The sequence below is a fragment of the Flagellimonas olearia genome (assembly GCF_009184425.1).
In the GTDB taxonomy this organism is placed as follows: domain Bacteria; phylum Bacteroidota; class Bacteroidia; order Flavobacteriales; family Flavobacteriaceae; genus Flagellimonas; species Flagellimonas olearia.
In genome coordinates, this window is the sequence record NZ_WELG01000002.1 from 982,833 (window position 1) to 1,008,226 (window position 25,394).

The 25,394-nt window shown below is 43.0% G+C and carries 20 protein-coding genes and 1 tRNA gene; 14 read left to right on the top strand and 7 right to left on the bottom strand.

What is annotated here, in order from left to right; genetic code table 11:
• The first annotated feature begins 3 nt into the window (after positions 1–3).
• From F8C76_RS13780 to F8C76_RS13800, 5 genes are all read left to right on the top strand, one after another.
• On the top strand, positions 4–207 hold the full coding sequence (locus F8C76_RS13780; protein WP_116216925.1) for a YgaP family membrane protein: 204 nt from the start codon (positions 4–6) through the stop codon (positions 205–207).
• A gap of 56 nt (positions 208–263) precedes the next feature.
• Complete coding sequence (locus tag F8C76_RS13785) at positions 264–821, top strand: YeeE/YedE family protein (RefSeq protein ID WP_152132285.1); 558 nt, start codon at positions 264–266, stop codon at positions 819–821.
• Positions 818–1,231, top strand: a complete 414-nt coding sequence (locus tag F8C76_RS13790) for a DUF6691 family protein (protein WP_129655166.1) — start codon at positions 818–820, stop codon at positions 1,229–1,231. The genes F8C76_RS13785 and F8C76_RS13790 overlap by 4 nt, the downstream gene beginning before the upstream one ends.
• A gap of 101 nt (positions 1,232–1,332) precedes the next feature.
• A complete protein-coding gene (locus tag F8C76_RS13795; RefSeq protein WP_152132286.1) occupies positions 1,333–1,746 on the top strand; it encodes a response regulator in 414 nt (137 codons plus the stop codon).
• A 108-nt stretch (positions 1,747–1,854) separates the two neighbouring features.
• Positions 1,855–1,926: transfer RNA gene (locus F8C76_RS13800), tRNA-Arg, on the top strand.
• 404 nt (positions 1,927–2,330) lie between these two features.
• Here the strand turns inward: F8C76_RS13800 and F8C76_RS13805 are convergent.
• Genes F8C76_RS13805 through F8C76_RS13815 form a run of 3 tightly spaced genes read right to left on the bottom strand, consistent with a single transcriptional unit; the run spans position 2,331 to position 6,231 of the window.
• The gene (locus F8C76_RS13805; RefSeq protein WP_152132287.1) at positions 2,331–3,065 is read right to left on the bottom strand and encodes an MIP/aquaporin family protein; all 735 of its coding nucleotides are present in this window, start codon (positions 3,063–3,065) and stop codon (positions 2,331–2,333) included.
• Positions 3,066–3,076: 11 nt separating this feature from the next.
• On the bottom strand, positions 3,077–4,570 hold the full coding sequence (gene glpK / locus F8C76_RS13810; RefSeq protein ID WP_152132288.1) for a glycerol kinase GlpK: 1,494 nt from the start codon (positions 4,568–4,570) through the stop codon (positions 3,077–3,079).
• Positions 4,571–4,590: 20 nt separating this feature from the next.
• Positions 4,591–6,231 carry a glycerol-3-phosphate dehydrogenase/oxidase gene (locus F8C76_RS13815; protein WP_152132289.1) on the bottom strand — a complete coding sequence of 547 codons (1,641 nt, stop codon included), beginning with the start codon at positions 6,229–6,231 and terminating at the stop codon, positions 4,591–4,593.
• A 185-nt stretch (positions 6,232–6,416) separates the two neighbouring features.
• Between F8C76_RS13815 and F8C76_RS13820 the strand changes: the two genes are divergently transcribed.
• The 5 genes from F8C76_RS13820 (at position 6,417) to F8C76_RS13840 (ending at position 15,427) form a co-directional block, all read left to right on the top strand.
• The gene (locus F8C76_RS13820) at positions 6,417–9,719 is read left to right on the top strand and encodes a SusC/RagA family TonB-linked outer membrane protein (RefSeq protein ID WP_152132290.1); all 3,303 of its coding nucleotides are present in this window, start codon (positions 6,417–6,419) and stop codon (positions 9,717–9,719) included.
• Positions 9,720–9,728: 9 nt separating this feature from the next.
• Positions 9,729–11,294, top strand: a complete 1,566-nt coding sequence (locus F8C76_RS13825; protein WP_152132291.1) for a SusD/RagB family nutrient-binding outer membrane lipoprotein — start codon at positions 9,729–9,731, stop codon at positions 11,292–11,294.
• 44 nt (positions 11,295–11,338) lie between these two features.
• Positions 11,339–12,568, top strand: coding sequence for a BACON domain-containing protein (locus F8C76_RS13830; protein ID WP_152132292.1), 1,230 nt, complete (start codon positions 11,339–11,341; stop codon positions 12,566–12,568).
• 9 nt (positions 12,569–12,577) lie between these two features.
• The gene (locus F8C76_RS13835; RefSeq protein WP_152132293.1) at positions 12,578–14,569 is read left to right on the top strand and encodes a calcineurin-like phosphoesterase C-terminal domain-containing protein; all 1,992 of its coding nucleotides are present in this window, start codon (positions 12,578–12,580) and stop codon (positions 14,567–14,569) included.
• Between the two features lie 96 nt (positions 14,570–14,665).
• A complete protein-coding gene (locus F8C76_RS13840; protein ID WP_249042418.1) occupies positions 14,666–15,427 on the top strand; it encodes a glycerophosphodiester phosphodiesterase in 762 nt (253 codons plus the stop codon).
• Between the two features lie 41 nt (positions 15,428–15,468).
• Here the strand turns inward: F8C76_RS13840 and F8C76_RS13845 are convergent, their stop codons facing one another.
• Together F8C76_RS13845 and F8C76_RS13850 are read right to left on the bottom strand one after the other, a co-directional pair.
• Positions 15,469–16,149 carry a GDSL-type esterase/lipase family protein gene (locus F8C76_RS13845; protein WP_211372156.1) on the bottom strand — a complete coding sequence of 227 codons (681 nt, stop codon included), beginning with the start codon at positions 16,147–16,149 and terminating at the stop codon, positions 15,469–15,471.
• Between the two features lie 112 nt (positions 16,150–16,261).
• Positions 16,262–17,023 (bottom strand): DeoR/GlpR family DNA-binding transcription regulator, encoded by a 762-nt coding sequence (locus tag F8C76_RS13850; RefSeq protein WP_152132296.1) that lies wholly within the window; start codon positions 17,021–17,023, stop codon positions 16,262–16,264.
• A 284-nt stretch (positions 17,024–17,307) separates the two neighbouring features.
• On the opposite strand from F8C76_RS13850, the gene pafA reads away from it, so the two are divergent.
• Entirely contained in the window at positions 17,308–18,960 is a 1,653-nt protein-coding gene (pafA, locus tag F8C76_RS13855; RefSeq protein ID WP_152132297.1) for an alkaline phosphatase PafA, read from the top strand.
• 318 nt (positions 18,961–19,278) lie between these two features.
• Here the strand turns inward: pafA and F8C76_RS13860 are convergent, their stop codons facing one another.
• Entirely contained in the window at positions 19,279–20,901 is a 1,623-nt protein-coding gene (locus F8C76_RS13860; RefSeq protein WP_152132298.1) for an RluA family pseudouridine synthase, read from the bottom strand.
• Positions 20,902–21,010: 109 nt separating this feature from the next.
• The gene (locus F8C76_RS13865) at positions 21,011–22,672 is read right to left on the bottom strand and encodes an MORN repeat-containing protein (protein ID WP_152132299.1); all 1,662 of its coding nucleotides are present in this window, start codon (positions 22,670–22,672) and stop codon (positions 21,011–21,013) included.
• A 190-nt stretch (positions 22,673–22,862) separates the two neighbouring features.
• On the opposite strand from F8C76_RS13865, the gene F8C76_RS13870 reads away from it, so the two are divergent.
• The 3 genes from F8C76_RS13870 (at position 22,863) to F8C76_RS13880 (ending at position 25,352) form a co-directional block, all read left to right on the top strand.
• Entirely contained in the window at positions 22,863–23,873 is a 1,011-nt protein-coding gene (locus F8C76_RS13870) for a hypothetical protein (protein ID WP_152132300.1), read from the top strand.
• Positions 23,874–23,913: 40 nt separating this feature from the next.
• Entirely contained in the window at positions 23,914–24,252 is a 339-nt protein-coding gene (locus F8C76_RS13875) for a hypothetical protein (RefSeq protein ID WP_129655191.1), read from the top strand.
• 89 nt (positions 24,253–24,341) lie between these two features.
• Positions 24,342–25,352 carry a hypothetical protein gene (locus F8C76_RS13880; RefSeq protein ID WP_152132301.1) on the top strand — a complete coding sequence of 337 codons (1,011 nt, stop codon included), beginning with the start codon at positions 24,342–24,344 and terminating at the stop codon, positions 25,350–25,352.
• The last annotated feature ends 42 nt before the right edge of the window (positions 25,353–25,394 follow it).

Here is a 25,394-nt window from a genome sequence, read left to right on the forward strand (position 1 = left end):
AAAATGAGAAATAGAATTGTAAGAGGAGTAGCAGGAACCTTTATATTGATCAGTTTGATCTTGGCCATTTATGTGAACATCAATTGGCTTTGGTTTACTGCGTTTGTAGGAGCCAACTTGTTGCAATCTTCCCTCACCAAATGGTGTTTGTTGGAAGATATCCTGAAAAAGTTCGGCGTTTCCGACTCGGACAAGAGTTGCTGTTGAAACCGTAGGTTTGATATTTAAGGCATTTTCTCCACCTTTGTCATAAATTGGAGAAAATGCTTTATCAAACATGGCCTTGGTATGTGTCGGGCCCCCTTATAGCCTTGATTATGGCGCTGCTCATTTTAATGGGCAAACGTTTTGGAATGTCTTCCAACCTAGAGACGTTTTGTTCCATTGGTGGGGCAGGAAAGTTTTCGGATTACTTCAAAGTGGATATTAAATCCAAACGCTGGAACCTATTGGTGGTTCTGGGCTCCGTTATTGGAGGATTTTTGGGAGCACATTGGTTGTCGCCCAACCCCGCAGTCGATATTTCACCCAAAACCGTAACCAAACTTCAAGAATTGGGATTTGATAGTGCTGGAAAAGCCTATTTGCCCACGGAACTTTTTAGTTTGGAATCGTTGTCCGACCCAAAAATTTGGATCATTCTGTTGATTGCAGGTTTTTTGGTGGGCTTCGGAACCCGTTATGCCGGTGGGTGTACTTCCGGACACGCCATTTCCGGCCTCAGTAATCTGCAACGACCTTCGCTCATAGCAGTCATCGGATTTTTTATAGGTGGACTGATCATGGTTCACTTGTTGTTCCCCCTAATTTTTGCATCATGAAGAACTTGGCATATATTTTAATCGGTACTTTTTTGGGAATTGTCCTTTACAAATCGGAAGCGGCATCATGGTTCCGGATTTATGAAATGTTCCAATTCGATTCTTTTCACATGTATGGGATAATCGGTTCTGCTTTGGCTGTAGGGGTTATTTTGGTCTTATGGATCAAAAAATCAAAAGTGAAATCCTTTTCAGGAGAACCCATTAGCATACCCGACAAAGAGAAATCCTTTACCCGATATATTGTGGGAGGAACGCTCTTTGGATTGGGTTGGGCGTTGGCAGGGGCATGCCCTGGACCGATGTATGTTTTGGCGGGTGCCGGTTTTTGGCCCATACTTATAGTTATAGTTGGGGCGTTGTTCGGAGCCTTTATCTATGGTGTTTTGAGTGATAAATTGCCACATTGAGGTTGATTTAACGGAATATTTGGGCAAAACAACGAGTTTGGATGGCATCTCAGAAGTAGGGCTTTAGCTTTGGAGCACCCAAACCTACTTATAGTCCCAAGATGAAGCTTACCGTTTGTATCATAGACGATGATTTAGTGTCCCAGTTTGCGACACGTTACTGCATACAGCAATCCCAAGGAGATTTTGATATTATTACCTGTGCCAGTGGAGAGGAAGGCCTTTCCGTGTTTCTGGACTTGGTAGAGAATAATGGAAGTCTGCCAGATGTGGTCTTTTTGGACTTGGTCATGGAAGGAATGAATGGGTGGACCTTTTTAGAGAATATTCAAAATCTCTTTAAAGGACATGTACTTCCCAGGGTCTATATACTGTCAGCCTTTTCCAATACGTTGGACAGGACCATTGCCAAGGGGAACCAACTCATTTCAGGGTATATAGACAAGCCACTTTCCCGTTCTTTTTTGGATAAAATCTTACAACAGGAACAAAAGAGGGCTGGTTTTTCCTCCTAGAAACTGTTTGTGCGCTCTTCATATACTAAGACTTTATGTTGAGTAAAGGCCAATTGGTAGTGCAAAGTTTTTCAAAAAAACATATTTTTGCAGTCCATTTTCAGGAATGGCCCCGTAGTTCAATGGATAGAATAGAAGTTTCCTAAACTTTAGATGCAAGTTCGATTCTTGCCGGGGCTACAAAGTAGCCGCGCAAACACGGAAAGTATGCAAAGCGAAGCTTTGGAATCGAAGTTTATGCCGTACCCTGATATGGTGATTCTTGCCGGGGCTACTTTTTGACTTCTGAATGATTCAATGAATCATTAAATAAATGAAAATCAGACATTTAGCATTTTTTGATTTTGGAAACAAATACCTTTTTCACGGAAATCATCCCTCAAGAACAAGTATTTGGTTAAAAATCACCTCGCTCAGTAGTATTGGTTAGTGGTAAGATTTGGGCTTGCAGCGCGAAACGTGGTTTCGCTCGCTTGTATTAAAGGGGTGTATAAACCCTTAAATGAAATAACCAATTCAATTCATATGGGATACAATGCGGTCTGTTTGTAGCAATCTTTTATATTCTACTGGATTTGAACTTTTTAGGATAAGATAAGGTGCGCCAAGGCAGCAAGAATGCTACCAATGATAGGGCCTATTACAGGAATCCATGAGTAACTCCAATCACTTCCATCTTTTTTTCTAATAGGAAGTAGGGTATGAATTAACCTTGGGCCAAGGTCACGAGCAGGATTTATGGCGTAACCAGTAGTGCCACCAAGAGCAAGGCCTATCACAAATACCAAAAGAGATACGGGTACCGCTCCCAAAGACCCCATTCCTATAGGGGTCTTCGCGTTGCCTTCACCCAAAAGGGGGTCGCTAAAATAAAAGATTACAAAAATGAGACAAAACGTCCCTATTATTTCACTCAATAAATTTGATGACCAATCTCTTATGGCTGGTGCAGTACAGAAGGTGGCTCTTTTGGCATCTGCATCATCTGTCTGGCGATAATGGTTACGGTACATTGCCCACACAACAAAACTGCCAAGCATAGCGCCAATCATTTGTGATGTTATATATGTTGGAACGAGTTCCCATGAAAATTTTCCAGCCATGGCCAAGCCAATGGAGACGGCGGGATTGAGGTGGGCTCCACTATATGGACCTGCAACGACCACACCAATAAATACTGCTAGAGCCCAACCTGTGGTTATTACAATCCATCCACTGTTGTTTCCTTTGGTATCCTTTAAGACCACATTGGCGACTACACCATTCCCCATCAGAATAAGAAAGAAGGTTCCGATAATTTCGGCTAGATATGCTGTCATTTGGTTATGATTTAATTATGATTAGACCAATTACTTGTAGTATCAATGGCTTTGTGCCATTGGCAGATACTTTTTTCCAATGGAAAATCACCATTTGGTTTGTATTCGGTTTTTACTTTCCATTGTCTTTTGATTTGTTCCACATCACTCCATATACCAATGCCAAGTCCTGCCAAGTAAGCTGCTCCCAATGCCGTAATCTCCGTAGTTTCCGGTTTGACTATACCGGATTGAAGCACATCGGATTGGAACTGCATCAAAAAATTGTTGGTAGTGGCCCCACCATCAACCCTTAACTCTTTGATTTCAATATCCGCATCTGCTTCCATGGCCTTGAGTACATCATAGGTTTGAAAGGCAATGCTCTCCAGAGCTGCTCGGGCAATGTGCCCTGCAGTGGTTCCTCGGGTAATGCCCACAATGGTTCCACGAGCATGTTGGTTCCAGTGAGGGGCTCCCAACCCGGTAAATGCGGGAACAAAACTTACCCCGCCATTATCATCGGTACTGTTTATTAGTTCTTCGATTTCTGGTGCGGAATGAATAATACCAAGTCCATCCCGTAACCATTGTACAACCGCCCCGGCAATAAAAATGCTGCCTTCCAAAGCGTAAACCACCTCATCACCAATCTTCCATGCTAGTGTGGTGAGCAATTTGTTTTTGGAAATAATGGGCTTGCTTCCAATATTCATGAGCATGAAACAACCGGTGCCATACGTATTCTTTACCATTCCTGGTTCTGTGCACATTTGCCCGAATAAAGCGGCATGTTGGTCCCCTGCAATTCCTGTAATAGGGATTTTCTTTGCAAATATAGCCCCTGATGTTGTGGCCAAGTCCCCGCTGGAATCACATACTTCTGGCAACATTTTTTTTGGTATGCCAAAAAGTTCTAATAACTCATCGTCCCAAGAGAGCGTATGGATATTATATAAAAGATATCTTGAAGCGTTGGTACTATCCGTAATGTGCTTTTCGCCTTCTGAAAGGTTCCATATCAACCACGAATCAACTGTTCCGAGAGCCAATTGACCTGCTTCAGCCTTTTCACGTGCGCCTTCCACATTGTCTAGTATCCAACGGACCTTGGTTGCGACAAAATAGGCATCGATGACCAAGCCTGTTTTTTCGCGGATCATCGGCTCATGACCTTGGGCAATGAGTTCATCACAATAGTCAGAGGTGCGCCTATCTTGCCAAACTATGGCATTGTAGACGGGTTCCCCCGTTTCTTTATCCCAAACCACGGTGGTTTCCCTTTGGTTTGTGATGCCTATTGCAGCTATATCATCTGATTTTAATTTGGACATTGAAACCGCTTCGGCGGCAACCCCAATTTGGGAAGACAAAATCTCATTGGCATCATGCTCGACCCATCCCGGTTTTGGAAATAGTTGCCTAAACTCTTTTTGGGCTATGTTGATGGCCTTTCCGTTCTGATCAAAAATCAAAGCGCGGGAACTAGTGGTGCCTTGGTCAAGGGCAAGAATATATTTTGACATGTTGGTTATTATTTTTTGTTTTATTCTATCTTTTGTAATTCACCGGATATTAATACCTCGCCCAATAATGGATTGACAAGGTAATTTTTTGCGATGTTCTGAAAATCTTTTATCTGAGTATTTATCCATTCCTGATCTTTACCCATTTCTCCAGCCATAATTTCCGCTACTTTTGGAGCCAGTTCAATAGCCGCTCTGGCGTTCAGGAATAGAATGCGCAATCGGCGAGCCAGTATGTCGTCAACCGTACGGGCCATTTCATGGCGGACCGCCCAGATTACCTCGGCAACGGTAAACGGAAATTTAGGATGGAGCGGGTGGTTCCAATCAGGATGGTCTTTTTTAAGCTGAGCAATCCCTATGGCATCTGCCCCATAAAACTCAAGCGCTCCGTCAGCTATCTTCCCTGTTGTATATCCATGGATTTTTAAGGTCTGTGTTTGACATGGGCCAGCTGATAAACTACCAACTTCTATAGCTTGGTCCACCGTATCTTCTGCCATCTTCCTATAGGTGGTCCATTTGCCTCCCGTAATGGTGATTAATTTGGATGCGGTGACTTTAAGCTTATGGTCCCTGGATATTTCTTTGGTGCCCACTTCCTTGTTTTCAGGTAGTACGAGAGGTCTGAGACCTACGAATACACTTAGTACATCTTTTTCCTTAGGGACTATTTTCAGATAATCTTTTAAGGTATCCAAAATGAAATTTATTTCTTGCTTCAAGGGTTTTGGCTCCAGTTGATGACGATCTAATGGTGTATCGGTAGTGCCTACTAAAAGATGATTATGCCATGGAACGGCGAAAAGTACCCGACCGTCAGTGGTGGCTGGGATCATAAGTGCGTGCTCGCTATCGAGGAAGGATTTGGGTAAAACCAAATGAATTCCTTGGCTTACCTTTAATAATGTATTGGCATCCGGATTGTCCATTTTAAGGATATCATCTACAAAGACCCCAGTAGCATTGATGACCACTTTTGCTTGGACACTATAGGTTTTTCCTGTTTCCATATCAGTTACCTGCACTCCGGTCACTTTGCCATTGAAATCTTTATTCAACTCATTTACCTTCATGTAATTAAGTAGATTCCCTCCTTGTTCAATACTGGTCTGGGCCAAGTTGATGGCCAAACGGGCATCATCGAACTGGCCATCAAAATATTGCACACCTCCGTTAAGCTTATTAGGACTTAAATTGCTCATCTGCCTAAGTACAGTAATGCGTTTTAGCAAGGATGTATTTCCCATTCTGAATTTTTGAGCCATCCAGTCATAGATTTTCAACCCTATGCCATAGAAATATTTTTCCCACCAGCGATAGCTTGGAATGATAAAGGAGAGAGAATTGACCAAATGAGGTGCATTTTCTAGCATTATACCTCTTTCCCTCAACGCCTCAAAAACCAATTTAATGTTTCCTTGGGCCAAATAACGTACGCCTCCATGCACCAATTTGGTGCTTCGGCTAGAGGTTCCTTTGGCAAAATCGGATTGTTCAAAAAGCATGGTCTTTAATCCGCGTGAACTGGCATCCAATGCCACACCCAGTCCTGTGGCTCCACCACCAATGATCAGAATGTCCCAAACTTCATGTTCTGTTTCTATTTTATGTAACAACCGCTCGCGGCTAAAAAGAGTTTCTTTTTGTTCTTTTTTCATGTATAATTGGAAATAAAACGAAGCAAATATAACACAAATACAATGCTTACATAACATAAAGACAAAAAAAAGTTCTATAAAATGTCAAAATGGTATTTGTTTTTATTTTTTTTTGTTACTTTCGTAATTGTTAAAATTGTATTGCTTTTAAAAACCAACTACTAAAACTAAATTTTAGGAATCCAATGAAAAAAAGTTATGTGTATGTGCTTCTTTGCAGTTTGCTCTCTTTCTCTGCTTGGTCACAGGATACTATGATCAAGGGGGCGATCACCGATCAAGGGGGCGTTCCTCTTCCAGGGGCGTCAATTGTTGAAAAAGGAACCTCCAATGGTGTCGTTTCCGATTTTGACGGACAATTTGGCCTAACTCCTTCCAAGAATCAAGTGGTTCTTGTAATTTCTTATGTGGGATATACGACCTTGGAAGTTTCCGCTAGGGCGGGGTCTTTTCAAGAAATTGTCATGGAGGAGGATGCCAGTGAACTCGACGAAGTCGTTGTAACGGCCCTTAATATTACCCGTGAGGAAAAATCATTGGGTTATGCCGTTGCCAAAGTTGAAGGTGAGGAAATGACCAAATCCGTAGCGGGAAACTGGTTGAACAGTATGTCAGGAAAAGTCCCGGGGCTCTTTTTTGCCCAAGCGGGATCTGGTCCCAGTGGTTCCATCCGAGTGACACTTAGAGGGGATCAGTCCCTAAATTATGGCAGCAATGAGGCGCTTATTGTTGTTGATGGTGTTCCCATAAGTTCTGGTATGACTGCCACACGTGCAGTGAGTAACTATGCCCAGGCCGATGCACCGGTGGATTTTGGCGATGGTTTGAGTGATATCAATCCAGAGGATATTGAATCTGTATCGGTCCTTAAAGGCCCTGCGGCGGCAGCTCTGTACGGTTCCAGGGCAGCGAATGGAGCTATCATGATTACGACAAAATCTGGTAAAAAAGGTAAGGGGCTTGGTGTTACCGTGAACACCACGGTGAGTTTTGAACAGGCTGGTTTCTTTCCTGATTTTCAAACGGAATACGGGAACGGTTCAGATATGGGGGAACAGCCTTATTCCCTTTGGGAACTGACTGAAGATATGGCTCCTGATGGTGTGGCGACGAATAGGCATTACTCCAGATATACTTTTGGGGAGCGTTTCGATGCAAATAAAATGCGCTACTTATATGCTTCCAAAAACTGGGAGACTGGAACATTTTCAAAATTACCCTGGGTATATCAAGATGATTGGTACACTGGCTTGTTTCGAACTGGGGTAACCACGATCAACACGGTAAGTATCAATGGGAACAATGGTGAGGGAACCTCAAGTAGGCTCTCCATAACCGATTATAAAAATGATTGGATAATGCCCAACACAGGGTTCAACCGTCAATCAGTGTCCCTAACGTTCAATACACCAATCAATGACTGGATTTCCTTGAATTCCAAAGTGAACTATTATCGTAAGAAAAGTGATAACATGCCAGGAGGAGGTTATGATGAATCCAATCCTATGTATGCCTTGATATGGGGCTTTAATGTAAACAGTATGGATGATTGGAAAAACGAATATTTTGAAGGTAGGTACAACTTCTTGAATTGGTCCGCGCAAGGGGAAAATGGAGAGGGGTTGGTATTTCCTTCTGCAAATTCATACAACCCGTATCGAACTTTATATGAGGCTCTAAGTGCTCACGACAAGAACAGGGTTTTTGGGAACATCGGACTGAACTTTGACCTTGGCCATGGTTTGTCTTTGGATTTGCGTTCAGGCCTGGATTGGTCCACGGAATTTAGAACACAAAGAAGGCCCTTTTATACAACGGATTACCAAAATGGCTTTTATAGGGAACAGACGGTACGTTATTTGGAGAACAATAACGACTTTATGTTGCGTTACGAAAACAATGATATAGCCGATGGTCGATTTACGCTCTCCACATTTGTGGGTGGAAACAATAGGGTAAATGAATATTACAACAGTAGGATTACCTTGGAGCAATTGGGCGAGGAAGGCATCTATCATTCCACTAACTTGCCAACGGGAGTCAATCCGGACAATTATAACTATAGAAGCAAGAAGATTGTGAACAGTTTGTACGGAATGTTGTCATTGGGCTGGGACGACACCTACTTTTTGGATGTTACCGCACGTAACGACTGGTCCAGTACGCTTGCTAGTAGCAACTGGTCATTCTTTTATCCTTCCGTTGCGGCAAGCGTCCTTCTTGACAAAGTATTTGATTTCCAGACCAACGTTCCATGGGTTGATTTTACCAAACTGCGTTTTTCATGGGCCAACGTAGGTAATGATACGGGTGCGTATTCATTGTCACAACCTTATGGGAATACTTCGTTTCCAGGAGGTTATGTGCTTCCCGGAACCATTAGGAATCCGTTGATCAAACCAGAGAATATTGAAAGTTGGGAAGTAGGTTTGGAGGCTAAATTCTTCAAAAATCGATTGTCATTTGATATCACCAAATACTACTCTTCAACTACCGATCAAATCGTGTCGGTGAACGTAGATCAAATTACCGGGGCAACAGGTAGGATAGTCAATGCGGGAGAAATTACCAACGAAGGAATTGAGATTGCTGCTAGGTTTGTTCCAATACGGACGAAGGATTTTGAATGGTCATTTGATGCCAATTGGTCCAAGAACAATAACACCTTGGTAAGCTTACAAGAAGGCTGGGATCCAGATGAACCCCTGCAGACTGATATGGGCACGACCATTGGTGGTAGAGTCTATGTTTATTCCTATTTAGGTGGGGAAATGCACAACATTTATGGTCGTGGATTCCAGAGAGCGCCCGAAGGTGCTACCTATATTGATGAAAATGGAGAGACGGTTGATGCTTCAGGAATGCATATAGTAAACTCCCAAGGATATCCCGTACTGGATGAGTCACCTGACCGTGAGATTGCGAAGGTAAATCCAGATTGGAGAGGGGGTATGACCCAGCGTTTTAGATATAAGAACCTCTCCCTATCTGCGGCATTTTCTGCACAAATGGGCGGAAGTGCTTATTCCGTGACCAATTTTGCCCTCTCGTATCAAGGAAAGCTTAAGAATTCCTTGGAAGGTCGTTATGATGGATTGGTCCACGAAGGGGTAAATGCAGTGGAAAATACGGATGGTAGCATAACCTATACCAAGAATACCACGGTGACAGAAAACATCCAAACCTACTATAATGCCTATATCTGGAATAGGAACAATACGGAGATGAATACTTTCAGCACGGACTTCTTAAAGTTGAGGGAACTACGATTGGATTATCAAATGCCGCGTAAGGTAATGGAAAGTACAGGCATCTTTCAAGACATGAGTTTTGGGGTTTTTGCCACCAATGTGTTCTGTTTGACAGATTTCCCACAGTATGATCCCGAAACGGGAATGTTGAACGGTTCGAATATCATGATGGGTATCGAGTCTGTGACCTTCCCGATGACCCGTACATACGGTCTAAATGTTAAACTTTCATTCTAACCATAAAGCATGAAAACGTTGAAAAAAATAGCACTTATTATAGGAATCTTGGTACTTACTTGGGCATGTACCGATAATTTTGAAGAAACCAACACAGACCCCAACAGGACCATCGTGGGGGATATTCAGGCCAGTGGCATGTTTGAACCTCTTTTGTACAATGGGGCCAATGCTTGGCAGAACTACACTTGGTTTTGGAACAACGAACTCATCCAATTCACGGCCTTTACCGGAGGGACCACCCGTCAGGAACATCGTTACTTCATAAGTGATGCCAACTGGCAGAGCGTATGGAATTTTTACGCCAGATATGCCAATAATGCCTTGCATATGCATGATTTGAGCGTTGAGCAGGAGGATCCATCGTTGGAAGCCATTTCCATTACATTGAAAGTCCTATATCTGTCGAACCTAACAGATATGTTCGGGGACATACCCTATTCCGAAGCCTTTTTGGCACTCTCGGAGGAAGGAGTGGTCAAGCCTAAATTTGATTCGCAGGAAGAAGTGTACCGACAAATGTTTTTGGATCTGGAAGAGGCCAATAATATCTATGCCACAAATCCAACGTTCATTAAACCTGCTCTTGATGGCATGTATGGTGGATCCATGAATCAGTGGCGTAAATTCAATAATTCTCTCTACCTGCGATTGCTTAACCGAGTTAGTGGACGAAGCTCTATGAATTCAGGAAGTAAAATGACGGAGATCTTGAACAATCCTTCAAAATACCCCGTATTCATGTCCAATGAGGATAATGCGACCGTGGTATTTTCGGGAAATGACCCTTATCGTAGTCAATTTGATAATACTAATGAAGGAAGTTTTACCAGTTCTGGGAGAAAACTTACGGAGCAGCTCATCAAGATGACCGTCCTGACCAATGAAAGTGATGAACAAATCTATGAAGACCCTCGATTGGCCATATACGGAAAGAAAAACCCGAATACGGACCCAAATTTGCCATTTGTATGGAAAGGCACTGTGGCAGGATGTACTGAATCTGAGCAAAGTGATGTGGATAGAGGGACCTCTTGGCTCAACGCGGCGGTTTTCTGCCGAGCCGATGCCCCTGGGTTTTTCATGGATTATGCCGAAGTACAGTTCATCTTTGCGGAAGCTGCCTTAAAGGGGTTGATTCCGGGAGGGGAATCCGCTGCGCGTCAATATTATGAGTCGGCAGTTGCGGCTTCCATTGAAAAATGGGCTCTCTTGGGACAATACAGTGAAACACCTGTGGTCATTTCCAATGAGGACATCTCTGCTTTCTTGGCTTCGGATCTAGCGGCATGGGATAGTTTGGACAATAAGGAAGAGCTTATCGGTAACCAAAAATTCCTTGCCCTTTTTTGGGTGGGAATGGAGGCATACCATGAATACAGGCGCACCGGTTACCCCGAGCTTACAATAGGGGATGGGGCTATATATAACGACTTTATACTGCCCACCCGATTTGCCTATCCGAATACGACCATGGCCACCAACGGTGAGAATGCGCAAGAAGCATTGAGCCGCATGGGCGGGGAGAACAATATGAAGACCCCTGTATGGTGGAGCAAGGAAGCCATTGAATAAACAAAGAAGCCAAATCCAAACATTTTGATAAAAATCTCAAGAATATGTATAGTAAAGGAATTTTAACAATAAAATCGTATCCAAAGTTCTTTTGGGCGTTGATCATATCTTGCTTTGTTGCTGTATCCTGTAATGACGACAATGGAGATGGAAATACAGGCGACCCCTATTTTATGATCGAAGATGACCCAACTTCCCTGACGGTGAGTGTTGAAGGTATTAGTCAAAAATATGTCGTGCGTTCCAATAGGGATTGGGAAGTGGTGGCCCAGTCAAGCGTCGATTGGGTAAAAGCCTTTCCTGATGAAGGTGATGAAGATGGTATTTTTAGTTTTGATGTGGATCCCAATGATTCTTTTGAAAGCCGGACCGTGAACTTTGCATTTGTGGTTGGTGGAGAAGAACAACCGGTTCTTTTTAGAATCGACCAGGAGGCCAACGTTCCATACATTACCATTGTTGATGGAGAAGATGGTATTTCTGTGCCATCTGCAGGAGGAGATGTGAACGTTTCACTGGAAACCAATGTGGAATGGACCTATGTATTGGGAGATGAAAGTTGGATAACCGGGGTAGAACAAACCGATAACTCTTTGGTCTTGAACGCCGAAAAAAATACTGGTTTGGAACGAAGTACCACTTTGACCATCCAATCAACCACCAATGGGCTTACCGAAGAGGTCGAGATAACCCAGTCAGCCGGTAATGTTATCTTGGAAGAGGACTTCAGTTGGCTTACCTATGGCAGCACTATTTTCTATACAACTTCTGGCGAAACCCGAATGGACAGCTGGACCGAGGAGGAAATGGCCCGTGGTTGGACAAGTACCGAAAATACCTTTACCAGTAATCAAAAAGTGGTCTATGCAAGACCAGGGTTTGTGAAGTTGGGCAAGACCAATTATGGAGGCGACCTTATTTCGCCCCCACTTGCGGAGCTAGATGGTCCTACCGATGTGCAGGTTACGTTCAAGGCCGTTCCTTATGAGACGGCAGGTGGAACCCAAGACGATAATAATCTCGTGGTAGGGGTCGTAGGCCCTGGGACTACCAGCGTTCCTTCCTTTACTGTAAACAATTATCCTGACTACGATGCCGATCCTGATTGTGTCCTGATTTGGGAAGACGAAAACAGCACCTACACTTTTACCATTACAGGAGCTACCTCTGAGACCCAGGTTCGTTTTCTTGGTGGGGCTTTTGACCTGAATGGTGTAGGGGCAGGCAAAAACAGGATTTTCATCGACGATATTAAAGTAGAAATCATCAACTAGGCATATCCAATGAAGCATACCCGTAGAAAGTTTGTGAAGACCGGTATTGGAGGGCTCGCCTCGATGACCACTTTCAATATTCCCTTTTTTGGATTGATTTCCTGTAGTTCTGATGGTAATAATGACGTTCCGCCGAACAATGGTTTGGGCATCACCGGGGTCTCCGTACCTCCGGTGATTAATGCCTCGGCCGGAAGTGAGTTCGTCCTAAATGGAAAAGGATTCAAGAAAGGTGACCAAATCGAATGGATTTCCACCTCGGATAACTCCAAAAAGTTCTCTTCCTCAATAGACTCTATTACGGAAGCGTCCGCTACTTTGGTGTTGCCAACTGAAATTCCCTCGGGCGGTTACCGTTTGGTGCTGTCCCGAAATGGGGAGACCTTGGCAATGGGGTCGGTTCAATTGAACATAGTGGCTGATTCTGATGTGCCGGATATTGAAGGGATGACCATTAAGGGTGTCGTTTTCAGTAGTGGAGTTGGAGTGGCCGGGGTGGTGGTTTCCGATGGTCATGAAGTTACCACAACCAATGAAGATGGTATTTATTATCTGCCCTCTGGCAAGGAGTCTGGATTTGTGTATATATCTGTGCCTGGAAATTATGAGGTGCCTACCAATGGTAATGCTCCCCAATTCTTCAAACGACTTAGTGCTAGCGTTGAAACGGTGGAACAGCATGATTTCTCATTGATAGAAGCCGATAATATGGAACATGTGGTGTTGACCATGGCAGACTGGCACTTGGCCAACCGAAACAACGATTTGGAGCAGTTCCAGAATATGGTATTACCTGATGTAAATGCCATGATTGATTCATATACTGCGGCCGGCACCAAAGTATATGTACTCACTCTTGGAGATATGACCTGGGACCTTTATTGGTACAGTAATGGTTTTGGCCTTAACGACTATATCCCATACATGAACCAGTTACACTCCCCGGTGTTCAATGTAATCGGTAACCACGATTATGATCCCTACTTCGCCAATGATCGTTTGGCGGAAGATCGTTACAGGAATATTTTGGGGCCAACGTACTATTCTTTTAATCTGGGCCAAATCCATTATGTGGTACTCGACGATGTGGAATACTTAAACACGGGCGGTTCACAAGGAACTGTTGGAAGTCGCAATTACAGGGAGCGTTTGGCCACGGAGCAATTGGAATGGCTCAAAAAAGATTTGGCCATGATTACGGATAAGAGCACGCCTATTGTCATTGCAACCCATACCCCTGTGTATGCCAATCCTTCACTGGACGGGAGTGGGAATCAGGTCAATTCCTACAAATTGGATAATGCACCTGAACTCATGACCTGCCTTCAGGAGTTTGCAACAGTACACATTCTTACGGGCCATACTCATATCAACTATACCGTGGAGGAAGAGCCTGGTATTATGGAGCATAATACTGCGGCCATATGTGCCACGTGGTGGTGGACAGGGCGTGAAGGCTATGCTGGTAACCACATTTGTAAGGATGGTAGTCCAGGGGGATATGGGATATGGGAAATCAACGGTGCCAATATGAAGTGGCAGTATAAAAGTATTGGCTTTGATACTGATTATCAATTCCGGGCCTACGATCTGAACACGGTTCATATCACAGCAGCCGAGTTTGCTCCAAATGCTTCGGAGGGAGATATGGAACAATATGCTGGGCCATATGCCCTGCCCAACCTCAACAATGAGGTTTTGATCAATATTTGGGGCCACGATGACCAATGGCAGATCGAGGTAAGCGAGAATGGAGAGCCCTTGGAGGTTTCTAGGGTCAAGATGATGGATCCCTTACATATTATTTCCTATGAGGCCAAGAGATTGAATGTTGGGGCCCAACCCACGGGCTCTTTTACAACCAATGAAACGGCCCACCTGTTCAAGGTAACGGCATCGGCACCGGATTCCACATTGGAAATTAAGGTGACTGACCGGTTTGGAAGGGTGTATACCGAGAGCATGCAGCGGCCCAAGGCTTTTTCAACAGCCATAACCTAATCTTAATTCAGTATCATTTATAAAATTATCGACATTTCTATAATCACTATGAATTTTTCAGTTATTTGTTCTCAATTGGCAAGACGGGGGGTATTTTTGATACTCCCCCTCCTGTTCTCAAACCTTTCCTGTTCAGAAAAGATGGACACCAGTGCCCGCGTCATTGCACATCGTGGGGCTTGGAAAACGCAGGAGCTTCCTGAAAACTCAATCGCGGCATTGAAACATGCCATTGAATTGGGTTGTTACGGGGCCGAGTTTGATGTCCATATGACTATGGACAGTATTCCGGTGGTAAACCATGACCCGGATTTTATGGGTATGGACATTGAGCGTACCAACTATGCTGACCTATTATCGGCTTCTCTTCCAAACGGAGAAAAAATACCTACTCTGGAGGCTTACCTTAAGGAAGGGCTCAGGCAAGACAGAACACGGTTAATACTTGAAATTAAAAAAGCTCCCTCTGGCAAGGAGCATACTTTGCTGTTGACCGAAAAAGCCGTGGCCCTTGTAAAGCAACTTGGCGGGGAAGATCTCGTAGAGTACATTACCTTCGATTTTGACGCTGGAGTACGGGTCAGTCAATTGGCACCTGGGTCAGAAGTGGCTTACCTTAATGGAGACATGACTCCTTCCGAGGTCAAGAAATCGGGATACACCAGTATCGATTACAACATCAAGGTTTATCGCAAGCATCCTGAATGGATTGAAGAGGCGCATAGGGAAAATATGACTGTCAATGTGTGGACTGTGAATACGGAGGAAGACATGGCAGATATGATTCAAAAAAAGGTGGATTTCATCACAACCAATGAGCCAGAGAGACTCTTTGCCCTTTTGTCCTCCCAAAAATAGTTTATTATTCAAAATTGAATATGGGCAGAATTTTAATCACCTTATTCAAAATAAGGACGTAGGATTTCTGCCCAATACAAATACCCTTTTTCATTAAGATGCAGGCCCTCATCCGTATATTTGGCGTTCAAACTTCCTGAACTGTCCAAGAACAAGGGATGAAGGTCTATCAATGTCAATCCATACTTCTCGGCTAGTTGCCTGATACCGGCATTCACTTTGGTAATGTGCTCATCTTTATTGTAATGTCTTTCATATTCCCCAAAACTACTGTTGACGGGGAGAATAGTCTGTACCACTAATCTGGTTTTAGGTGATTCCTTTTGTATGCGGGTGATGATGGTCTCGTAATTCCTTATAATCTCTTCATCTGGGAAATTCCGTGAAATATCGTTAATGCCGATCAATAGGAAAATTTGCGATGGCTGCCCCTTGGTCACTTCATCCAGGCGTTCCAAGATACCGAAAGTGGTATCCCCTGAAATCCCTCGATTTCTAGCTTGGGGAAGCCGTAGGAGCTCATTCCACTGGGCGCGAGCCGTAATGCTGTTGCCTAAAAAAATAATGTCATTGGTCGAGTCTGGATAAATTTCAAATTGACGTACTTGAACATCATAGGTGCGTGGACGGTAATCCCTGTTAATTTTATCAGCTTGTGCTGCAACACTCATGGTACTCAAAAAGGTTGTATGCAGAATCACTTTGGAAATGGGAAATCTCATTTTCATTGAATTATAGAAAGTAATCGAAATATAAGGAAATTAATCGGAACTCAAGCAAGGGGATTTTTGTAAATTTGGAAACCTGCTCAGCTGCACTTACAATTCATGAAATTTAAACGATGGTCACCTTGATTCCATACTCTTCTAGGGCATTTTGGGTAAACTTGGAGATACCTTGATCGGTGATGATCTCATCAATATGCTCAAAACCACAGATGCGGCCGAAGCCACGTTTGCTGAATTTGGTGGAATCGGCCAAAACTATTGTTTTCTGTGAAACCTTGATCATTTCCCTATTCAGGTGGGCTTCCATTACGTTGGCCGTTGTCAGTCCAAAATCAAGATCTATTCCATCGACTCCCAAATAAAACTTGCTACATGAAAAATCAGGTAAGATGGATTCTGCATAGAGCCCTGTAACTGAGGATGACCGTTTGCGGAGTACACCTCCCAATTGTATCACCTCGATTTCCAAGTGTTTGTTCAGTTCCAGTGCAACGTTCAAGGCAGACGTAATAACAGTCAGGTTTTCCTGGGGCACAATGTGTTTGGCAAGGGCGAGTACAGTGGTTCCCGAGGCGATTAGAATGGAATCATTGGGAGTGATCAATTTTGCGGCAGCAGCTCCGATTTTGGTTTTTTCATCGTAATGAATTTTTTCCTTCTCATTGACATGTTTGTCAATGGTATATGGGTTGATCAATGTTGCTCCACCATGTACTCGATAGACGAGACCTTTTTCCTCCAAAAATTTAAGGTCCTTTCTTGCAGTTACCGGTGAGATATCCATCGCCTCACAGATATATTGAACCTTTATCTGTCCCTCTTGTTGAATTTTTTCAAGGATATGCTTATGTCTTTCTACGGTGTTCATTTGCTGGATGGTTAGTTTGCGTCTGCGGAATAACTGAATGGCTTAAAGGTATAAATTCTGAAACAAATGCGATGTCTTCCTGTTCTACCTTACAATCATTTTGTGTTCAGTTATTTGAAAAAAACATGTGGATTTCCTTAATTGGTATTATTGTCTATAAAAATAAGCAAAAGAAACAAAAAGATATTGTTTGAAAGCAATGGAGGTGGTATATTAGCATATATAATAAGCTCGAAATTCCTCGATTTATCCCAAATCAGTTTTATTTTATAAAATCCAAGCAAATGAAAATTTTTCTCAGATTGATAAATTGGTCTAATGTATTTGTCCTATCTATATGCTTTCTGAGCATGGCATCCGCCCAACAACAATCCAGACCAAAATTGGTCGTGGGCATAGTCGTAGATCAAATGAGGGCTGAGTACCTATACCGTTTTCAAGAGAATTTTACCGAGGATGGCTTTAAACGCTTGATGGGTGAAGGTTTCAATGTAAAGAACATGCACTATAACTACATTCCTACCACTACTGGGGCTGGGCACTCTTCCATTTATACTGGGACAACGCCCGCCCGTCATGGTATCGTAAACAACAATTGGTTCAGCCGTGTAGAGGGCAAAACCGTTTATTGTGCCCAGGATATGGGGGTTTCACTTGTGGACGACCCAGTTTCCATGGATTCCAATAACAAGGAAAACTATTCTAGATCTCCTAAGAATCTAATGGCCAATACCATTACTGATGAACTTAAGCTTGTCTCTAATGGCAGGTCCAAGGTGGTGGGGGTTTCTCTAAAGGATCGGTCCGCCATTTTCCCTTCTGGACATATGGCCGATCATGCCTTTTGGTATCATTCAGGGAACGGTAACTTCATCAGTAGTTCATATTATGGGAAGAAATTGCCGGATTGGCTTGTTGCATTTAACCAAAGGAAGTTGTCCGACTCCCTATTGAACGAAACATGGGCTCCCTTTTTGCCCATGGAACGTTACCGGAACAGCAATCCCGATGACTCCCCTTTTGAAAAAATTTATAGGGGAAATGAAAAAAGTGTTTTTCCTTATAATTTGAAAAAGCTGAGAAAGCAAAATGGCGATTTTGCCATGCTTACAGAAGTACCCTTTGGAAATACTATAGTGACGGAAATGGCCATGGCCACGATTGAAGGAGAAGAATTGGGGAAAGGAGATGAAATGGATTTTCTTGCATTGAGTTACTCAAGTACTGACTATGTGGGCCATTATTTTGGGATTCGTTCCAAAGAACTGGAAGATACTTATGTGCGGTTGGATAGGGAACTTGCCAGACTACTTGCTCATTTGGATAGGACCTTGGGCGAGGGGAACTATTTGATTTTCCTTACGGCAGATCATGCTGCTAGTGATCATCCCGGTTTTTTGGAACAAAAACAGCTTCCAGGTAGGAGTTATGATCCTAAAAAATTGGGACAGGAACTCAATGAATATCTTTCCAAAGAATCGGGTTTTGAGAATTGTGTCTCATTCATTGATAATACCCAAGTTTATTTATCCTTAGAAATAAGGACCAACAGGGAACTTCTTGGAAAAGCGGCCCTATATCTGGAAGGGGCAAACAACATCAAAGAGGTCTTTGTACCTGCCTTGCATGATTGGAATTTGGGAAATAGTGCTATTGGAGGGTTTGTACGCAATGCATACAATTCCAAAAATTCAGGGGATATACTGCTACATTCTCTCCCGGGATGGATGGACCAAAGGGATTATGGAACGACCCATGGAACCGCCTATACCCCAGATACTCATGTTCCTATGCTATGGTATGGATGGGGAGTAAGTAAAGGATTGAGTGTTGCTCCACATACTATTACACAAATAGCACCAACATTGTCAATGCTCTTGGATATTCCCTTGCCCAACGCTTCAGATATGAAACCAATTGAGGAATTGTTCAAATAATTGAGTCAAACCTTCACATGTTTACGAGTTCTATGATTTCAATTTATAATAGCATGCTCAAAATGGATATTTATGTCGCCGTTGCAACTCTTGATTACGATGAAAATGGATACCAGAGATTAGTTTATATTTGATGTTGCAAAAGATAAATCAATCACAAAAGTTCACAAATCGTCAACATTTTGAAATAAAAAAGTGGAAACCCCAATACAATAAGGGGTCTGGGGGAAAAGTTCGATTCTTGCCGGGCTACTTTTCCACAATCAATCAAAATCAATTCACCTTCGTTTACGCAATTGGTGACTTACCCTCAAATTTTCAGATATCAAAAGGTACTTCTGTCCTGATGTTCATTGTCTCTTGGGTCATGGGATGAAGAAATTCAACCTGTTGTGCATGCAAACAAAGTCGCTCCGACGGGGTGCCATATAAATTGTCTCCCATAATGGGCGCATGTAGTCCTAATTTATGGGCGCAATGTACCCGCAATTGATGCGAACGCCCCGTGATAGGATTCAATTTGATCAAGGTTTGGGAGGCGGTCTTTTTTATGACCTCATATCGCGTCAAAGCAGGTTTGCCATGTTCATGGTTTACCATTTGCATGGGTCTGTTATTGATATCCAGGATAAGGGGAAGTGCTACCTCCCCACTGGTTTCTTCAATGGGTTTTTCTAGAACCGCAAAATAGGTTTTGTGAATGGTACGCTCCAAGAATTGTTGTTGTAACAGTTTGTGTGCTTTTTTGGATAGGGCAACAATCATAATTCCAGAGGTGTCTTGATCTAGCCGGTGTACGATCATGGGGCCGTTAGCGTTGGGATATTGTTCTAAAATGCGAGCCTTTACCGAATCCTTTATGTGTCTTCCTGGGACGGACAACATGCCAGTGGGTTTATTTACGACCACCAAATGTTCGTCCTCAAAGAGAATTTTCAGTTTCTTGCCCGCTCCAAAATTTTCCAGCAATGGATTTGGTTTTACAGGGATTCCTTTGAGCATATGTGCCAAAATAGGTCGGCATTTACCTTTACAGGCCGGATAAAATTTGCCATGTTCCCGTATTTCCGAATTGGGAGATGGGCCCCACCAAAACTCGGCTAGTGCCACAGGTTTCATTTCTTGTTTAAAAGCATATTGAAACAGTTTTGGAGCAGCACATTCCCCTGCTCCGGCCGGCGGTACATCCACCCCAAAATCGGTAAATACCGTTTTAACGCATTTGCCCTCTCCTTCCCCGTTCAAAAAAATGAATGACTTAAAAATGGCCTCCTGTAGCTCAGTGGATTTGGTTTTACGCAGGGTTTTGAGCGCTTCAATTTGTTCTGCGAATTTCCTATATGCAGCCAAGGCTTTTTCCAACCGCAAGTTCTCGGAACGGGTAAAACGTCTCAGGTCCATTCCGGCATTGGTACCTTGCCTTGCCAAATTGTCCAAGAGTTCCTGGCGTTCTTTTTCTGGAAGGTGAATAGACTCTTGCCTACGTATGGCGCGTTCCGATTTGCTTTTTTTTGCCGCTTTCTTGGCCGCCAGAATATTTTCTTTAGTCTCTTTGGTTACCTTTATTAGGTGCTGCTTGGCACTGATGAATCCATCACTTTCTTCCAACGCTTTAACCTCTTTGTTAATGGCGTTGATGGCGGTCATTTCTGGAAAGTTATCTCCTTTGGGCAATTGATGAACAGGAGGTACAAAAGGTAGTGTTTCCAACTCAGGTTGCAGCTCACCCGAATAAGCACTGAGGTAGCCAAGCGCTCCGTTTTTGGTCTGTACCACTAGAACCCCTAACATACGTCCTGTGGGTTGATTCACCAATTCCGGCAAATTTTGCTGCAATCTATTTTGAAGGTCTTTCGCCGCTTTCTTGGCTATGGCAATGGGCGTATAAAAATGGGGATATTCAAATGAATCAGGTATCGGGTCCTCCTCATTCGTTTTCAAATAAACTATTCTGGATTTCTTTAATGGCGAGCCAGTTGTCAATACCCTTTATTTTCTAAGCTTGAAAGGCAGTCCCATCAAAACTTGATTCTCCATGCAAATTTACCACTTAGAACCCTTTGTTCAACTGGCCGTTGTTCCAAATTCCCTTTTGTAAAATTTTGTGTTCCTTGTTGTAGTAGATGCCCATACCTTGGCGTTTTCCTTGTGAGAAATCCCCCAGATAATAGTCCCCACTGGGCTTATAGAATTCTTGGCCATAACCGGTATGCTGCTCATTTACAATGGTTCCGATATGTGCCAATCCCGATTTCCAGGAATAGGCCCCAACACGGTCTCTTTGGCCATTGGTGAAAAACCCAACGTAGCTATCACCATTGTTGAATTTATAATACCCAAACCCATTATTACAATCACCCACACAGTTTCCCCTTGCTATTTTGTTCTTATAGTCATTGCTAAGTAGATCTTGAACCAGTTTCCCCTTTTCAAATCTGCCTGCCTGTAGAATTTCCCCGCCATTCTTTACATATCCATATCCATTTTGAAAGCCCTTTTCCCATTGCCCAATGTAATAGTTCTTACTGTTGATCCATGTGTATATGCCAAATCCATCCCTAAGACCATTTACAAAGTTTCCTTGATAGTATCCTGAATTGTCTTTGTAGAACATGGTTCCCTGTCCATGCGGCTTTCCATCCTTAAAGAATCCTTCCACCGTATAGGTTTTATGATCTATTTTGCCAAAACCGTTGGTGCAATCACCGGAAAGGCATTTTGAGGGATATGTGTTGGTTTGGGCCGCCTGGGTAGTTTCGCTGGTCTTGTTGCGTAAGGAGGTGATTCCTTTCAGGAATTCCATGGATTTTGACATTAAAATGGGGTCACTTAGTTTTGGTAGTCCGTCCAATTTTTCTTGGTTGGCCAAATACGCCATTTCTGGGGTGTTGGGTACAGTGCTTCCGGTCACTGTGCCATCCATATAGGTGATGGTCCGGTATTTGACCTCATCAATGTGCCATTTATATTTATTATCGGTAAAGTTCGATGCTTTCAACTTTGTCCGTTCAATCCAGTTTCCACGCTCATCATAGGTGTATTTGTACAAGATATTCTCCCATATTTCTGACATACCCAATTCCTCTTCCAATACCTTTTTGTCGTTGTATTTAAAATAACGTATATCCTTTTGATTATAGGATTCGCTTAGTTTTAGTCCATCGTAGGTGTAATTACTGGAGTAGAAAACCGTGGCCTCTCCGTTGTTTGATTCAGCAAGTTCATATATGATGACATATTTTTTGTACTTGAAGATTGCCCCGTACTTTAAACCTCCAAGAACGATGTACTGCCCTTTATCGTTTTTCACGGATTCCGGGAGGTCGTCCGAAATAATACCAATGGGTGTTGTATAGATGTAAAGTTTTTTGTCGAGGCCTTCTTGCTCGTCGGATGCATTGAATTTTTTCTCAATGGCCTGTGCACTATCTTCAAGGTAGCCATAGGATGTCCGTGTTTCGTAATGGTTATCCAAGTAAAGCTTGTCTTCTATCAGATAGCCTTCGGAATTGAACAGGAGCTCATTTTTCTCACTGTACAAATGATTTCCGATCGCATGATATTTGATGATGGCCATTTCTTTTATTTGACCATTGGACATATCATAGTTGCTCAGGTGCAGTTTTTGGGAAAATCCGCAATATTGAAAAAACAAGGCAACCGGTAAAAGGAAGATTACAGAAATTTTTTGGGAAAAGGTGTTGGTTTTCATCTTTTAGGATGGATTGGTTCCTAACAAAACTATCCGTATGCCATGCTATGGCGCAATAGGACAATTGCCCTATTGTATGGATTATGGCAGGTTCTAATTTTGGTCCCATCAAATCAAATAGGGGTTATGGTCTTAAAAAGTGCCTTTAAGCACAGGGCCCAGACCAAGGATCAAGAGTAAACTACATTCAATGCCAGTACACGAAACATTGCCCTTGCAACCTGAGGATAAGCTCAAGCTCCGGCGCCAATTGTATGCCATGCTTATGTTTCCAATTGTGGTCATTGGGATATTTTGGGTGTTTCTATCATTTATGTTCAACTCGGGTTTTGCCGATGATTCCTTTGGAATTTATATGATGATGGCGTTCTCGGTGCTATTTTTTGGTGTCATCGTCTATATGATCTCGTCCACTACAATCGATTTGAAACGAGGATCAAAGACACGGGTGACCGGCAAGATTACGGACAAAAGGATGCATTGGTCCACCACGGGGGACAGACCAGGTTATGGGCACAAAACAAGGTCCCATACCAGAAGGTCGTACTATCTATATATTGATGGGAATGAGTTTTCGGTAGAGTATCCTTATTATTCCCAAGCAAGAATTGGAACAACGGTGCAGTTGGATCGCGCACCCAAGTCGGGGACCACTCTTGGCCTTGAAGTGGTCGGTCAACTTGATGATAGCGATTCGGAACCACCGGAAAATGATGAAGAAAGCCACTTGGAAAAACATGTGCCCCATGCCCGATATACCCAAAGGGACCATGAGGCGTTGAAGCGGATGTGGAAGACAGGGATAAAAGCCCGTTTTATTAGGTCCAGCCCCTTTATGGTAATCAGCTTTATGCTGCTCATAAACGGGTTTTGGAGTTTTGTGGTGGTGCTTTTTCCATTATGGGTGGTTCCGTTGTACCAAGGGATTAAATTGTATAGATCATACAGGAACTTTATAAAGAACAAGGATGGTTCGTACAAACGAGGCGTGGCCACCATTGTTGAGGATAAATATGCCCGGACGTCCAATCGGTATTCAAGTTCAAATCGAGTTGTACTTACCGCCGGACCACTCGTGGTGGATACAGCTCTGTACGATAAACTTTCGGTTGGCGATAAGGTAATCCTGTACAAGACCCAATATGGCAATCAGCCGTTGAGCCTAGTGCTCACAAACGGTGAGGAGGTTCATCTGGTTTAGATGTTGAATGGATATTCCACCAATGGATTAAAATTAAAATATGTTTGGTAGTGTTTTATTGTTGATGGCAATGACCGGGCCAATGGTGCTGTTGGCAACGATTCTCCACTTTCTTTTCCCGGATAAAAGTGTGAACAAATTGCATCAATGGATTCCACCTGCCATAACAGCAATTTCAGTTTGGTCTCTTTGTACCTGCTGGCTCTGGTTTTACCTTTTTAATCTTTATGTCACGCTGCCGGCGTTCTCTTTGGCTGTGGTGCTGCATATGTATGCCATTCGTAAAAAATTGAATCCAAAATTAAAGCGTGTAAATTCCGCTCTTCTGATCGCCACTTTGATCATGGGTTTTATAAGCTTTGTCTATTTTGATATATGAGTATGGCTTCGTGATCATATTACGACAATTGCCCTATTGAGTTTCAGATTATTGCAAGCTAGGTTTGTTCAAAACTTTAAACCAATACTATGAAACGTATCAATGTATCCCTATTGTATCTTTTGTTGATCATGCTGTGTGCTTTTCCTACGGCCAATGCACAAAATGTCAAGGATTTCAAAGTAAAGATGCTGGGTCCCGCCAATTTGAACTTTAGAAAAAGTCCAAAACGAATTGTCATCTCCGATTTTCAAGTCAATTTTCAAACCGCCTTGCAATTGGAGGATAAGAAAAAAGGGGGCAAAATGTGGCGAGGAGGATTAAAGGGAGATGCAAAGGCATCGTTGACCCTGGTACTCGATGGACTTAATATTGACGACCTTCAACAACTTACCGATAAACTCTTTGAAGAGTACAAGGCGGACCTTATTGCCAAAGGATTTGAAATAGCTCCCATTGATGAGCTATGGAACCACAGCGCGTACGAAAAAAACCGAGAGAAACGATGGGAGCTCAAGTCCGGGGACGGAGGAGAAAAAGGAGACGAGTTCGGGGCCATTGTAATGCGACCTACAGGACAAAAATTCATTGTGAACAAGCAATCCATGGAAAATAAGAAGACCGGCCCTTTGAAAATTGCCAATTATGAGGAACAGGTTGAAATGAAGGTGTCCAATCAAAAAACTGATTTTATATTCAATAAGGTGGTGTTGAACGTGCTGGCATTCGATAATGCATTGAGCGAAACAACAAGGGCCTTGAACAGACATGCCGGATATGCACAGGTAAAGGCAGAGACCGACTTTAAGATTGATGAATCCAGCTTCAACCGGTTCAATATTGGTCAAATGATCGTTCGTGGTGGTGTTGAGGTGGATGGTGTTCTGGAAAAGCAAAAATTTGATGCCTCCCAGGGTGCCGATGTGGACAGGCGCGGAACGGATGCCGGAGTATTCCACGTATGGAGGGTAGAAGATAAGGAGGATATCAATGTGTCCGTTGTAAAATGCGACCCAGAAAAATATAAGAAAGGTGCCGAAATGGCCATTGGTTCCTTTTTGGATGCCACCATTCAAAAATTGGCGGATAAGGCCAATTGAGATTTATAACAAGTTCCCCCTAAAATTTTATGTGAAAAAGGG

What these genes read in the sequence shown, in the direction of transcription:
- F8C76_RS13780 (WP_116216925.1), top strand. Translation starts at nt 4, where the DNA reads ATGAGAAATAGAATTGTAAGAGGAGTAGCAGGAACCTTTATATTGATC.
- F8C76_RS13785 (WP_152132285.1), top strand. Translation starts at nt 264, where the DNA reads ATGCTTTATCAAACATGGCCTTGGTATGTGTCGGGCCCCCTTATAGCC.
- F8C76_RS13790 (WP_129655166.1), top strand. Translation starts at nt 818, where the DNA reads ATGAAGAACTTGGCATATATTTTAATCGGTACTTTTTTGGGAATTGTC.
- F8C76_RS13795 (WP_152132286.1), top strand. Translation starts at nt 1,333, where the DNA reads ATGAAGCTTACCGTTTGTATCATAGACGATGATTTAGTGTCCCAGTTT.
- F8C76_RS13805 (WP_152132287.1), bottom strand. Translation starts at nt 3,065, where the DNA reads ATGACAGCATATCTAGCCGAAATTATCGGAACCTTCTTTCTTATTCTG.
- glpK (WP_152132288.1), bottom strand. Translation starts at nt 4,570, where the DNA reads ATGTCAAAATATATTCTTGCCCTTGACCAAGGCACCACTAGTTCCCGC.
- F8C76_RS13815 (WP_152132289.1), bottom strand. Translation starts at nt 6,231, where the DNA reads ATGAAAAAAGAACAAAAAGAAACTCTTTTTAGCCGCGAGCGGTTGTTA.
- F8C76_RS13820 (WP_152132290.1), top strand. Translation starts at nt 6,417, where the DNA reads ATGAAAAAAAGTTATGTGTATGTGCTTCTTTGCAGTTTGCTCTCTTTC.
- F8C76_RS13825 (WP_152132291.1), top strand. Translation starts at nt 9,729, where the DNA reads ATGAAAACGTTGAAAAAAATAGCACTTATTATAGGAATCTTGGTACTT.
- F8C76_RS13830 (WP_152132292.1), top strand. Translation starts at nt 11,339, where the DNA reads ATGTATAGTAAAGGAATTTTAACAATAAAATCGTATCCAAAGTTCTTT.
- F8C76_RS13835 (WP_152132293.1), top strand. Translation starts at nt 12,578, where the DNA reads ATGAAGCATACCCGTAGAAAGTTTGTGAAGACCGGTATTGGAGGGCTC.
- F8C76_RS13845 (WP_211372156.1), bottom strand. Translation starts at nt 16,149, where the DNA reads ATGAGATTTCCCATTTCCAAAGTGATTCTGCATACAACCTTTTTGAGT.
- F8C76_RS13850 (WP_152132296.1), bottom strand. Translation starts at nt 17,023, where the DNA reads ATGAACACCGTAGAAAGACATAAGCATATCCTTGAAAAAATTCAACAA.
- pafA (WP_152132297.1), top strand. Translation starts at nt 17,308, where the DNA reads ATGAAAATTTTTCTCAGATTGATAAATTGGTCTAATGTATTTGTCCTA.
- F8C76_RS13865 (WP_152132299.1), bottom strand. Translation starts at nt 22,672, where the DNA reads ATGAAAACCAACACCTTTTCCCAAAAAATTTCTGTAATCTTCCTTTTA.
- F8C76_RS13870 (WP_152132300.1), top strand. Translation starts at nt 22,863, where the DNA reads ATGCCAGTACACGAAACATTGCCCTTGCAACCTGAGGATAAGCTCAAG.
- F8C76_RS13875 (WP_129655191.1), top strand. Translation starts at nt 23,914, where the DNA reads ATGTTTGGTAGTGTTTTATTGTTGATGGCAATGACCGGGCCAATGGTG.
- F8C76_RS13880 (WP_152132301.1), top strand. Translation starts at nt 24,342, where the DNA reads ATGAAACGTATCAATGTATCCCTATTGTATCTTTTGTTGATCATGCTG.